Origin of the sequence: Leifsonia xyli (assembly GCA_001647635.1) — a bacterium.
Classification (GTDB): Bacteria; Actinomycetota; Actinomycetes; order Actinomycetales; family Microbacteriaceae; genus Leifsonia; species Leifsonia xyli_A.
Window position 1 is genome coordinate 1,119,520 of record CP014761.1, and the last position, 12,987, is coordinate 1,132,506.

Sequence of the window (12,987 nt, forward strand, 5' to 3'; positions counted from 1 at the left end):
TGGTTTTCGTGGGATTCCGAAGTCAGTCTAGTGAGCGCGCGGAGCCGCCGATGCCCTCAGCTCAGCGGCTTGAGCTCGAGCGCCGACGCGTCGGCCGTGTCGGCGTTCACGAAGGCGAACGAGCGGAACCCGGAGGCGGCCGCCCGGTCGAGCACGGCCTTCAGGTTCTTGGCGCGCCGGTCGAGGCGCACGCGGGAGCCGCGGGCGATGAGCTCGGACTTGATCGCGACCAGCCGGTCGAGGGGCACGGCGGGGTCGTAGACCAGCACCACCGACTCCTGCCCGGCGTCCTCCGGAAGCTCGATGAGGTCGACGACGCGCTCGAAGCCGATCGAGAATCCGGCCGCCGGCACGTCGGTGCCGAGGAAGCGCCCGATCATCCCGTCGTACCGGCCGCCGCCGCCGACGGAACTGCCGGATCCCGGGTGCGCGATCTCGAAGATGGTGCCCGTGTAGTAGCCCATCCCGCGCACGAGCGTCGGGTCGAAGCGCAGCGAGACGCCGGGCGGCAGCGTGTCGAGCGCGTGGGCCAGCGCCTCCAGATCGGCCACCGCGTCGGTATCCATGCCCGTCGGCAGGATGCCCGTGATCGCTTCGACGGTCAGCTCGACACCGCCGTCGGCGAGGTGCGGCTCCAGATCGGCGAGGATGCCGCCGAGCACCGCGGCCGCGTCGGCTCCGCCCTCCGCCAGCTCGGCGACGACGCCGGATGCGCCGATCTTGTCGAGCTTGTCGATCGAGATGAGCACCTGCGGCCAGCGCGCCTCGTCGAACCCGCAGTATTCCAGCAGGCCGTTCAGGATGCGCCGGTCGTTGATGCGGATCGTGCAGTCCTGCAGCCCCAGCGCCTCGAGGGCCGCGGCCGTCGCGGTGATGAGCTCGACCTCGGCGAGCTGGGTGCCCTCGCCGATGATGTCGATGTCGCACTGGACGAACTGCCGGTAACGGCCCTTCTGCGGCCGCTCAGCCCGCCACACCGGGGCGATCTGGATGCTCCGGAACACCGGGGGCAGCTCGGCCCGGTGCGACGCGTAGAACCGCGCGAGCGGCACGGTGAGGTCGAAGCGCAGCCCGAGGTCGGACAGGCTCAGCACGTCGCCGGTCTCGATCGCGGCCGTGAGGTCGTCGCCGTCGAGCCCCCGCTTCAGGATGCTGAACGACAGCTTCTCGTTGTCGCCGCCCAGGCCCGAGTGCAGCCGCTCGACGTCTTCGACCACCGGCGTCTCGATCTCGTCGAAGCCGTGCGCCGCGAAGCTGCGCCGGATCACGCCGAGCGCATGCTCGCGGCGGGCTTTCTCGGCGGGGAGGAAGTCTCGCATGCCGCGGGGCGGGGTGATCGGTGAGGCCATGCGTCGATTCTTCCACGAAGCTCGCGGACACCTCCCGGGGGGATGGCGAGGCGAGCATCCCGAGCGCTACCCTGGCCCCGTTGCCACCCTGAGGTCGCGGCCTGATCGCGGCTCGGTGGTGTCCCCGCAGGGACCTGGCATGAGTCGCATCCGTCCGACCACGGCGCTTGCTCGCTGCCAGACATGAGGCCGACAACGCGTCCGCAGGAGACCAGGAGAGCGCCTGACCAGGACGCCTCACCCGAATGGCGAACGGACGCCGGGCGGACGCGCTGCCGGCCATCCTCCCCTCCATCGGAGCGCAGGCGCGCGTTGACGCCGCAGCAGATTAGGTTAGGCTTGCCTAAACAAGCCCACCTTCCCGAGGAGAACCATGCTCCCTGTGCCCCGCGCCGCCCGCCGACGCTCGCGCCTCGCCCTGATCGCCTCCGCCGTCGCCGCCTCCGCGGCCCTCGTGCTCTCCGGCTGCAGCGCCGGCGGCGCGGGAGCCGAGACCACCGCCGGCGGCGACTCCGGCGCCTTCCCGGTCACCGTGAAGAGCGCCCTCGGCGACACGACGATCGACGAGAAGCCGACGCGGATCGCCACCTGGGGCTGGGGCGCACAGGACATCGTCCTCGCGCTCGGGATCGTGCCGGTCGCCATGCCGAGCTTCAGCTACGGCGGGAACAAGGACGGCGTGCTCCCTGGGATGCCGACCGGATCGCCGAGCTGAAGGGCAAGACCCCGCAGCTCCTCAACGCGGACACCGGCGAGGTCCCCTTCGAGGAGTTCGTGCAGGCCAAACCGGACGTCATCCTCGCCCCGTACTCCGGCCTGACGCAGACCGAGTACGACACCCTGAACAAGATCGCGCCCGTCGTCGCCTACCCGGAGAAGCCGTGGGCGACCAGCTGGCGGGACCAGACCGCGATCGTCGGAAAGGCGCTGGGCCTCACGAAGGAGGCCGACGCCCTCGTGACGAGCACCGAGAAGAAGGTGACCGACCTCGCGGCGAAGTACCCGGTGCTGAAGGACAAGACGTTCTTCTACGCGGCCGCGAACGAGCCCGGCAAGCTGAACGTCTATCGTGCGGAGGACCCGCGGGTGCAGCTGCTCAACGACCTGGGGCTCAAGAACTCCCCCAGCATCGACGCCCTCGACTCCGCGAAGGGCGACGGCAGCTTCTTCTACCAGCTCAGCAATGAGAACCTCTCGAAGATCGACACCGACCTGCTGGTGATGTACTTCGACAAGCAGTCGTCCGTCGACACGTTCACCTCCGACCCGCTGGTCGCCGCGATGCCCACGATCAAGGAGGGGCGCTTCGCCCCGATCGTCGGCGAGTCGTTCGTCGCCGCCACCAGCGCGCCGAGCGTGCTCAGCATCCCGTGGATGCTCGACCGCTACGTGCCCGAGCTGGCCAAGGCCGCCGACAAGGTGAAGTAGGCGGATGCCCGCGAGCGTCGTCTCCGCCGGTGCGGAGCGTGAGGGCGCCGGGCGCGCCGGGGGCGGCAGCACGCCGTCCGCCGTCGCCCGGCGCCGTCGGCGTCTGCTCGTGGGGTTCGCGGTCGCGGCCGTCGTGCTGCTGGGGCTGTGCGTCCTCAGCCTGATGGTCGGCGCGCGGACCATCGCGCCCGCCGACGTCGTCCACGCGATCCTGCACTACTCCCGCACGGATCCCGACTCCCTTGTCGTGGTCGACAGCCGCCTCCCCCGCACCCTGCTGGGGATCGCCGCCGGTCTCGGACTGGGCCTGGCGGGGACCGTCATGCAGGGCCTGTCGCGCAACCCGCTGGCCGATCCGGGCATCCTCGGCGTCAACTTCGGCGCCTCGCTCGCGGTCGTCGTCGCGATCGCGTTCGTCGGCGTGACCTCGCCCTCCGGCTACCTCTGGTTCGCCTTCGCGGGCGCGGCCCTCGCCTCCGCCCTTGTCTATGCCGTCTCGTCGCTGGGACGCGAGGGTGCGACCCCGGTCAAGCTCGCCATCGCGGGCGCCGCAGTCTCTGCCGCCCTCGGTTCGCTGATCACCGCTGTGCAGCTGACCAGCCGCGTCTCGCTGGATCAGCTGCGGTTCTGGCAGGTCGGCTCCCTCGCCGGACGCGGCTTCGGCGTGCTCTGGCAGGTGCTCCCGACGCTGACCGTCGGCGCGATCCTCGCCCTGGCGCTCGGGAGGCTGCTCAACGGCCTTGCGCTCGGCGACGACGTCGCGCGCGGCCTCGGCCAGCGGGTGGGCGTCACCCGCGCACTCTGCGGGGTCGCGATCGTACTGCTCTGCGGATCGGCGACCGCCGCGGTGGGGCCCATCGCGTTCGCGGGACTCATCGTTCCGCACATCGCGCGTCGGGTCGTGGGAGCCGACTACCGCTGGATCCTCGCCTACTCCGCGCTGCTCGCGCCCTCCCTGCTGCTCGCGTGCGACATCATCGGGCGCGTGGTCGCTCCCCCGGGCGAGCTGCAGGTGGGCGTCGTGCTCGCGTTCGTCGGCGCGCCCGTGTTCATCGCGCTGGTGCGCCGCCGCCGGATGGTGAGCCTGTGACCGCGCAGGAGACCGCGGCGCGGTCGACCTCCCCGATCGCCGCCATCCGCGCCGACCGCCGCCGCGGCCGCTCGCGTGCGCTCCGCGTCTCGGTCGTGGCGGCGCTGCTGCTCCTCGTCGTCGCCGCCATCTCGCTGACGCTCGGTGCCGCGTCCGTCGCTCCCGCCGATGTGCTCGCTGCCCTCGTCGGCCGCGCCGACCGGCTGACAACCTTCGTCATCGTCGAGTTGCGCCTCCCCCGGCTCGCTGCGGGCGCGCTCGTCGGCGCGTGCCTCGGGCTCTCCGGCGCGCTCATCCAGTCGGTTGCCCGCAACCCCCTCGCGAGCCCCGACATCATCGGCATCACGGCCGCCGCGAGCGCCACGGGCTCGGTCGCGCTCGTCTGGTTCGGGCTGACCGGCCTCGCCCTGTCGGGGATCGTGCTGGCCGGCACGCTGGTCGCGGCCGCGGTGATCTACCTGCTGGCGTGGCGCAACGGCGTCAGCGGCTACCGCTTCGTGCTGGTCGGGATCGGCATCGCCGCGTTCTGCGGCGGTCTCGTCTCGTACGTGCTCACCCGCGCCGACGTGTCGAACGTGCAGCAGGCGCTGGTGTGGATCACCGGGAGCCTGAACGCGGTCGACCCGTCGGCGCTCGCCGTGCTGGCCGTCGGCACGGTGGTCCTGCTCCCCTGCGCCCTCCTGGTCGGCCGCCCGCTCGGCGCGCTGTCGCTCGGCGACGACCTCGCCTCGGGGCTGGGCGTGCGGCCCGAGCGGACGCGGCTCGCCGTCGTCGGGGTAGCCGTCGCCCTCGCCGCCATCGCGGTCGCGGTCGCGGGCCCGGTGTCGTTCGTCGCGTTCCTGGCGGCGCCGATCGCACGGCGGCTGGTCGGTCGGGGCTCGCTGGCGCTCGTGCCGTCGGCGCTGCTCGGCGCGCTCATCCTCGTCGTCTCGGACATCGTCGCGCAGTTCGCGATCCCGGGCGTCGTCCTGCCCGTGGGCGTCGTCACCGGCATCGTCGGCGCCCCGTATCTGCTCTGGCTGCTGGCCAGGACCAACCGAGTAGGCCGTGGAGGCTGACATGACATCCGAGACCATCACGCCCGAGCTGTCGGCCCGCGGCCTCTCGCTCGCCTACGAGGGGCGGACCGTCGTCGACGGGCTCGACCTCGATATCCCCGCAGGCCGGGTCACGGCGATCGTGGGGCCGAACGCCTGCGGCAAGTCGACCCTGCTGCGCGGGCTCTCGCGGCTGCTGCCGCCCGCGTCCGGCACGGTGCTGCTCGACGGCGCGGACATCCACGAACTGCCCACCAAGCAGGTCGCACAGCGGCTGGGCCTGCTGCCACAGACCCCCACTGCACCGGACGGCATCACCGTCGCCGACCTCGTCTCGCGCGGGCGCTACCCGCACCAGGGCTGGTTCCGACGCTGGACGGCCGAGGACGACGAGGCCGTCGCGGAGGCGATGACCGCGACCGGGATCGCCGACCTCGCCGACCGCGCGGTGGACGAGCTGTCCGGCGGTCAGCGGCAGCGGGTGTGGATCGCGATGGCGCTGGCCCAGCGGACCGACATCCTCCTGCTCGACGAGCCGACGACGTTCCTCGACATCAGCCACCAGCTGGAGGTGCTCGACCTGCTCCTCGACCTGAACGCGGCGCGCGGGACGACCGTCGTCATGGTGCTGCACGACCTCAATCTGGCCGCGCGGTACGCCGGGCACCTCATCGCGATGCGCGCGGGCTCGGTGGTCGCTGCCGGCGACCCGACGGCGGTGGTCACCGCCGACCTCGTGCGCGACGTGTTCGGCGTCGAGTCGGTCGTCGCCGACGACCCGGTGACCGGCACCCCGCTGGTCGTGCCGCTGGGGCGCCACCACACGGCCTAGGCGCCCGCGCCGGTCTCCTGGTCGCGGATCTCGTCCTGCAGGTCGCGCAGGGTCGAGCGCAGCGCGCGCTCCGCATCCAGCCCCTGCGCCTTCGCCGACGCGACGATGGCGAGCAGCAGCGGGCCCAGTTCGTCCTCGCTGCCCACCTGCACACCGCCCTGCTCCTTCAGGTCGAGCAGGCCGACCTTCTCGGCGCGGCCGAGCAGCTTGTCGGCCAGCGCGAGCGAGGGCATGCCCTGCGGGATGCCGTCGAGCACGCTGGTGCGGCCCGGCTTCTCCTGCTTCTTCAGCTCGTCCCAGAAGCCGACCACGTCGTCCGCGGTCTCGGCATGGCGGGCGTCGGCCGCCGCCTGATCGCCGAACACGTGGGGATGCCGGCCGACCATCTTCGCGGTCATGTGCGCGGCGACATCCTGGATGTCGAAATCCTCGCCGGGAGTGTGCGCGGCGATGTCGGCGTGGAACAGCACCTGGTAGAGCACGTCGCCGAGCTCCTCGAGCAGCTCATCCCGGTCGCCGGTCTCGATGGCGTCGATCAGCTCGTACGTCTCCTCGACCAGGTACTGCACCAGCGACTCGTGGGTCTGGTCCGCATCCCAGGGACAGCCGCCGGGGGCCCGGAGCCGTGCCATGACGGCGACCAGCTCGTCGAGCTTGGTGGCGGCCTCCGGCACCACCACCGGCGCGTCCACTGTCTCGCCCATGCCGACCTCCTCGCTCTACGATGCATCCATCCTGCCACCGGGTAGAGTCATGGGCGGTGTGCCGGGAAGTCTGGTCGGCGTCGTTGTCCGTGACCCTGCGAGAGTGGTAACCCCATGAGCATCATCCGTTCCGAGCGCACCGCCGCCGGCCTCCTCCTCGGAGCCGCCGCCCTGGGCCTGCTGCTGGCCAACACCCCGATCGGCCCGACCCTGCTCGACGTCCAGCACGCCTACCTCGGCGGCGGGTTCCTGAAGATCAGCGTCGGCCACGCGATCAGCGACGGGCTGCTGGCGATCTTCTTCTTCATCGTGGCGATCGAGCTCAAGCACGAGCTGGTCGTCGGCGAACTGAACTCGTTCCAGAAGGCGATCCATCCCGCCATCGCGGCGATCGGCGGCGTGATCGTGCCGGCCGGGGTCTACCTGCTGCTCACCGCGGGTACCGACGTGCAGCAGGGCTGGCCGATCCCGACCGCGACCGACATCGCTTTCGCGCTCGGCGTGCTCGCGGTGTTCGGCCGGGGACTGCCCAACCGTCTGCGCGTCTTCCTGCTGGCCCTCGCCGTGCTCGACGACCTCATCGCGATCCTCATCATCGCGGTGTTCTTCACCACCGACCCCAACCTGTGGGAGCTGGCGCTCGCGGCCGTGACGGTCGCGCTGTTCGGGCTCCTCAGCCGGATGCTGCGCGGCCGGATGCGCTGGCCGCTCGGCGTCCTCATGGTGCTGCTCGCGCTGCTGACCTGGTGGCTGGTCTACGACTCGGGCGTGCACGCGACCATCGCCGGCGTCGCGCTCGGCCTCGTGATGTCGCGCGCCCCCGCCGGCCGGGTGGCACACGCCCTCGAGCCGTGGAACAACGGGCTGATCCTGCCGCTGTTCGCGTTCTCGGCGGCGCTGGTGGTCATCCCGAATGTCCCGCCGTCGGAGCTCTCCCCCGCCTTCTGGGCCATCCTGATCGCCCTTCCGGTCGGCAAGCTCATCGGCATCACCCTGGGTGGATGGCTCGGCTCGTTCACCCGAAAGGGACCGGATCGTGGCCGCATTTCGCTGTTCGGGATGGTCACCGTCTCCGCGCTCGGCGGCATCGGATTCACCGTCTCCCTGCTCATGAACGAGCTCGCCTTCGCGCGGTCCGAGGACGTCCGCGCGGAGGGAACTCTCGCTGTCCTGCTGGGATCGGCGGTCGCCATCGTGCTCTCCGGCATCCTGGTCAGCGCGCTCGCGCGGCGCAACCGGCGGCTCCACCCGCACCCCGTGAGCGGCTGAGCCGGAAGGCGGACACAGCGCGCTCTCAGGACGAGGCGGCCGGCGATCCCCTTACCCTCCTCTGCATGTCCAACTTCACGGTTCTCCCCGACGCCGGCCAGGCCGGCGCGTTCGGCTTCCAGATCGACTACCGTCCGGCGTTCTCCATGGCGACCCTCGCGATCGGCGCAGGCCAGACGGTCGCCACCCAGTCGGGTGCGATGGTGTCCATGTCCCCCGGCCTCGAGCTCACATCGCAGCTCGAGGGCGGCGTCATGGGCGCGCTCAAGCGCTCGGTCGCCGGCCGGTCGGCCTTCGTCTCCCGCTTCACCGCGCCGCACGGCGGTGGGGAGCTGACACTCGCCCCGGCCGCGCCCGGCGACCTCGTCCCGTTGCACCTCGACAGCGGCACCTACAACATCGCCGCCGCGTCGTACCTCGCCAGCGAGCCCTCGCTCGACATCGACACCACCTGGGGCGGGATGGGCGGCTTCTTCGGGAGCGACAGCCTGTTCATCATGCGCGTGTCCGGGCAGGGCGTCCTGCTGCTCACCGCGTTCGGCTCGCTGCACGAGAAGCGCCTGGCGCCGGGCGAGAAGTACATCATCGACACCGGTCACGTCGTGGCCTGGGACTCCACCATGGATGTCCGCATCCAGAAGGCGACGAAGAGCCTGTTCCGGTCGTTCACCTCCGGCGAGATGCTGGTCGCGGAGTTCACCGGGCCGGGAACCGTGCTCATGCAGACGCGCAACCTGGGCGCGTTCGTCGGCGCCATGGGTCCGTTCATGGCGGGTGCGGGCGGCGGCGGCGCCACGGCCGGGATGGTCGGCGCGGGCGTCGCGGGCGGCGTGCTCGGCGGGCTGCTCTCCTAGAGAGCCCGCGTCATCCGACCTGCTCGGCCGCCGGCTCCTTCTCGGGGAACAGCGCGCCGAGCAGGTCGCCGACCCAGCCGATCAGCGCCGCATCGTCCAGCGGCTCGCCGTTCACCCGCGGCATCGGCACGGTCGCGACCTTCGGGGCGGCGTGGTACTTCGACCCCGGGTACATCCGCTGCAGGCGGACCTGCAACGAGTCGGGCAGGATCGCGGGCGCCAGCCGCAGGTTGGAGCCCATGGCCACGACCTCGCCCAGCCCGCCTTCTGCGCAGCCCGCCGCAGGCGCGAGACAGCGATGAGGTTCGTCACGGGCTCCGGCGGTGCGCCGTACCGGTCCGTCAGCTCCTCCAGCACCGCGTCGATCTGGCCGTCCTTCGCGTTCGGCGAGCTGGCCGTCGACAGTTTCTGGTAGGCCTCGAGCCGCAGGCGCTCGCTGTCGACGTACTCCTCGGGGATGTGCGCATCCACCGGCAGCTCCAGCCGCAGCTCGGTCTGGCCCTCGGCGACCTCGCCCCGGAACGTGGAGACGGCCTCGCCGATCATCCGCAGGTAGAGGTCGAAGCCGACGCCGGCGATGTGCCCCGACTGCTCTCCGCCGAGCAGGTTGCCCGCGCCGCGGATCTCGAGGTCTTTCAGCGCGACCTGCATGCCGCTGCCGAGGTCGTTGTTCGCGGCGATCGTGGACAGGCGGTCGTGTGCCGTCTCGCTCAGCGGCTTGTTCTCGTCCCACAGGAAGTACGCGTACGCGCGCTCCCGGCCGCGGCCGACGCGCCCGCGCAGCTGGTGCAGCTGGCTCAGGCCGTACTTGTCGGCGCGGTCGATGATGATCGTGTTGGCGTTGGCGATGTCGAGGCCGGTCTCGATGATGGTGGTCGAGACGAGCACATCGAACCGGCGCTCCCAGAAGTCGACGACGACCTGCTCCAGCGCGTGCTCGTTCATCTTGCCGTGCGCGACGCCGATCCGGGCCTCAGGCACCAGCTCGGCGAGCTTCGCCGCCATGCTCGTGATCGAGCCGACGCGGTTGTGCACGAAGAACACCTGGCCTTCGCGCAGCAGCTCGCGGCGGATGGCGGCGGCGACCTGCTTGTCGGAGTACGGGCCGACGAAGGTGAGGATCGGGTGCCGGTCCTCCGGCGGGGTCGCCAGCGTCGACATCTCACGGATGCCGGTCACCGCCATCTCGAGCGTGCGCGGGATGGGCGTCGCGCTCATGGCGAGGATGTCGACGTTGGTCTTCAGCTTCTTCAGCGCGTCCTTGTGCTCGACGCCGAAGCGCTGCTCCTCGTCGATGATGACGAGGCCCAGGTCTTTGAAGGTCACGCCGTCGGCGAGGATGCGGTGCGTGCCGATGACCACATCCACCGTGCCGTCGGCCATGCCGCGCAGGGTCTCGCGCGCCTCCTTGTCGCTCTGGAACCGGCTCAGCTGGCGCAGGTGGATGGGGAACCCGGCGAACCGCTCCTGGAACGTCTCGAAATGCTGCTTCACGAGAAGCGTGGTCGGCACCAGCATCGCGACCTGCTTGCCGTCCTGCACGGCTTTGAACGCGGCGCGCACCGCGATCTCGGTCTTGCCGAAGCCGACGTCTCCCGAGATAAGCCGGTCCATCGGGATGGGCCGCTCCATGTCGGCCTTCACCTCGTCGATGGTCTGCAGCTGGTCGTGCGTCTCGGCGAACGGGAAGGCTTCCTCCAGCTCGCGCTGCCACGGGGTGTCGGGCGCGAAGGCGTGGCCCTTGCTGGCCATGCGGGCGGAGTACAGCTTGACCAGCTCCACGGCGATGTCGCGCACGGCGCGGCGCGCGCGTCCCTTCGCCGCCGCCCAGTCGCTGCCGCCCATCTTGGAGAGCTGCGGCGCCTCGCCGCCGACGTAGCGGGTCAGCAGATCGAGCTGGTCCGTCGGCACATAGAGCTTGTCGCCCGGGTAGCCGCGCTTCGAGGGCGCGTACTCGAGCACGAGGTACTCGCGCTTGGACTTGACCGCATTGCGGCCGCCGCTCGACACCATGCGCTGCGTGAGCTCGACGAACTTGCCGATGCCGTGCGTCTCGTGGACGACGTAGTCGCCGGGCTTGAGCTGCAGCGGGTCGACCACGTTCTTGCGACGGGTGGCGAGCTTCTTGACCTGACGGGAGTCGTAGCCGATGGTGCGGCCGTAGAACTCGGCCTCACTGATCAGGGCGAGCTTGATGTCCGGCAGCTCGAAGCCGTGCTCGGCGGTCGCTTTGAGGAGGTACGCGATTCCGGGGTCCGGATCAGCGGGGAACTCGTCCACCGGCCGGGCGGGCAGCTCGGCCTCCGCGAGGACGTCGGCCGCGCGCTCCACCAGGCCGGCGCCGGCGGCGACGATCGCGACCTGCCAGCCGTCGCGCAGCCGGGCGCGGACGTGCTCGACGGCGCCGGAGACGTTGCCCTGGAAGCTCGGCACCGACTCCGCCCGGATGCGGATCTGCAGGTGCTCCTCGAGCTCGCGCTCCTCCGGCAGCACCTCGTCGGCCTGGAAGCCGGACATCGTCCACCACGGATGATCGGGGTTCGCTGCGCCCGGGCGGCTGTACTTCACCGAGTCCTTCAGCTGCTGCAGCGTCATGAAGTCGCCGGCGGCCAGGTCGATGGGCGCGGCGGCGCCGACCGTGGCGGCGCTCCATGCGGCGGAGAGGAACTCGCGGTTCGTCTCGGCCAGACTGACGGCGCGGGAGGCGACGCGCTCGGGTGAGAGCACGGCGACGGCGGCGCCGTCGGGCAGGTAGTGCGTGAGCGGCACGAGCCGGTCGACGAGCGCGGGCGCCAGCGACTCCATCCCCTCGACCGGGATGCCCTCGCCGATCTTCGCCAGCATCGAGGACAGGCTCGGGAACTCGTGCTCCATCTCGCGGGCCCGCTGCCGCACCGACTCGCTGAGCAGGAGCTCGCGGCTCGGCGGCAGCGAGACGGACGGGATGGGCTCGGGCAGCGACCGCTGGTCGGCCACCGAGAAGGCGCGGATCTGATCCACCTCGTCGCCGAAGAAGTCGACGCGGTAGGGGTGGTCGGCCGTGGGCGGGAAGACGTCGAGGATGCCGCCGCGCACGGCGAACTCGCCACGGCGGGTGACGATGTCGACGCGCTCGTAGGCGAGGTCGACCAGCTGGGCCGCCAGACCGCCGAGGTCGAAACCGCGGCCGCCGATCCGGAGGTCGATCGCCGTGTAGTCGGTGAGGTTGTCGGCGAGCGGCTGCAGGGCGGCGCGCACGGAGGCGACCAGGATGAACGGTGCGCTCCGGTCGCCCTCGGCCCAGTCGCTCAGGCGGCGCAGTGCGGTGAGGCGCTTGCCGACGATCTCCGCGCTCGGGCTGAGCCGCTCGTGCGGCAGCGTCTCCCAGGCCGGGAACTCGACGATCTCGGCGTCCGGCAGCAGGCACGGCAGGGCCCCGCGGACCGATTCGGACTCGCGTCCCGTCGCCGTGATCAGCAGCACCGCCTGGGACGCGCCTTGCTCGGCGCGCCGCCTCAGGAGGCCTGCGAGCAGCGGCGCACGGAGGCCGTCGGTCAGCGAGAAGTCGGCATCGCGCGCGGCATGCGAGAGCGCGTCGGCGAACGAGGACTCGCGTGCGAGCGCGGCGACCAGACCCTGGAGTATCACTCGGTCGATTCTACGTGGGACCACCGACAGGTGAAGGGGTGGTGGCCGCTCCGGGTGAACGCTAGATCCACCCCTCCAGGGCGCGCATGAACCCGTCGTGGTCGTCGCGGTTGATGACGTGCCCCGAGCCCGGCACGATGCGCACCTCGTAGCCGTCCTCGCGGAGGCGCTCCGCGAGCTCCGGCTTCACCAGCTGGGAGTTGTCGGCCAGCATCACCAGCGACGGCGCCATCATGACGGCCGGGGCGCGCATCGTGGACGGCGCGAGCACGACGGGGATGACGGCGCGGTCGAACGACTTGAAGGTCTCGACCTCGATCGCCACGTCGGCCGGATCCCAGCGCGGGTTGCGCTTGGCGATCCGTGCGGCTGACTGCCGGGCGAGGGTGCGGAGGAACGTGGGGGCCAGCCAGCGCACGAAGCCGTTGGTCGCCGGGCACGAGAAGGCCGGGTCGACGTAGATCACGCGCTCCGGTTCGAGCCGTTCGACCGCCAGGCTGACGGTCAGGCCGCCGAGCGAGTGGCCCATCACGAGCTCCGGCCGGGCGGGCACGGTGTCGACGATGTCCTGCGCCATGAGCTCGGCCGAGTACTCGTCGGCGTGGGCACTGTGGCCGTGACCGCGCAGATCGACGGCGATCACGTGGTAGCCGTGGGCGGCGAGCACCGGGCCGACCCGTCGCCAGTTGCGCGAGTCGGACATGACGCCGTGGACGAGGACCGCGTAGCGGTCGCCGGTGCCCCACTCGCGGGTGAACAACTTCATAGCGGTCAAAGTACGCGTCGGCGCTGGTCAG

General features: G+C 71.2%; 8 protein-coding genes and 2 pseudogenes. 6 read left to right on the plus strand and 4 right to left on the minus strand.

Translation table 11 applies throughout. The features are described 5' to 3' along the window. Positions 1 to 56: 56 nt before the first annotated feature. A complete protein-coding gene (locus tag A0130_05525; GenBank protein ID ANF31200.1) occupies positions 57 to 1,349 on the minus strand; it encodes a histidine--tRNA ligase in 1,293 nt (430 codons plus the stop codon). Positions 1,350 to 1,722: 373 nt separating this feature from the next. Here A0130_05525 and A0130_05530 point away from each other — a divergent pair. The 4 genes and pseudogenes from A0130_05530 (at position 1,723) to A0130_05545 (ending at position 5,736) form a co-directional block, all read left to right on the plus strand. Further along, positions 1,723 to 2,777, plus strand: a pseudogene (locus A0130_05530) (iron ABC transporter substrate-binding protein). A gap of 4 nt (positions 2,778 to 2,781) precedes the next feature. Further along, positions 2,782 to 3,867, plus strand: coding sequence for an iron ABC transporter permease (locus A0130_05535; GenBank protein ANF31201.1), 1,086 nt, complete (start codon positions 2,782 to 2,784; stop codon positions 3,865 to 3,867). 44 nt (positions 3,868 to 3,911) lie between these two features. Beyond that, positions 3,912 to 4,925: an iron ABC transporter gene (locus A0130_05540; GenBank protein ANF33311.1), complete on the plus strand. Its 1,014-nt coding sequence runs from the start codon at positions 3,912 to 3,914 to the stop codon at positions 4,923 to 4,925. Position 4,926: 1 nt separating this feature from the next. After that, positions 4,927 to 5,736: an ABC transporter gene (locus tag A0130_05545; protein ID ANF31202.1), complete on the plus strand. Its 810-nt coding sequence runs from the start codon at positions 4,927 to 4,929 to the stop codon at positions 5,734 to 5,736. Here the strand turns inward: A0130_05545 and A0130_05550 are convergent. Further along, positions 5,733 to 6,440, minus strand: a complete 708-nt coding sequence (locus A0130_05550; GenBank protein ANF31203.1) for a nucleoside triphosphate hydrolase — start codon at positions 6,438 to 6,440, stop codon at positions 5,733 to 5,735. The two genes, A0130_05545 and A0130_05550, sit on opposite strands and share 4 nt — an antisense overlap. Positions 6,441 to 6,554: 114 nt before the next feature. Between A0130_05550 and A0130_05555 the strand changes: the two genes are divergently transcribed. Continuing rightward, positions 6,555 to 7,709, plus strand: a complete 1,155-nt coding sequence (locus tag A0130_05555; protein ANF31204.1) for a sodium:proton antiporter — start codon at positions 6,555 to 6,557, stop codon at positions 7,707 to 7,709. Positions 7,710 to 7,774: 65 nt separating this feature from the next. Further along, positions 7,775 to 8,563: a TIGR00266 family protein gene (locus tag A0130_05560; GenBank protein ID ANF31205.1), complete on the plus strand. Its 789-nt coding sequence runs from the start codon at positions 7,775 to 7,777 to the stop codon at positions 8,561 to 8,563. Positions 8,564 to 8,573: 10 nt separating this feature from the next. Here A0130_05560 and A0130_05565 read toward each other — a convergent pair. Both A0130_05565 and A0130_05570 read right to left on the minus strand, forming a co-directional pair. After that, positions 8,574 to 12,190: pseudogene (locus tag A0130_05565) on the minus strand (transcription-repair coupling factor). A gap of 61 nt (positions 12,191 to 12,251) precedes the next feature. Continuing rightward, the gene (locus tag A0130_05570) at positions 12,252 to 12,956 is read right to left on the minus strand and encodes a hydrolase (protein ID ANF31206.1); all 705 of its coding nucleotides are present in this window, start codon (positions 12,954 to 12,956) and stop codon (positions 12,252 to 12,254) included. Positions 12,957 to 12,987: the final 31 nt, after the last annotated feature.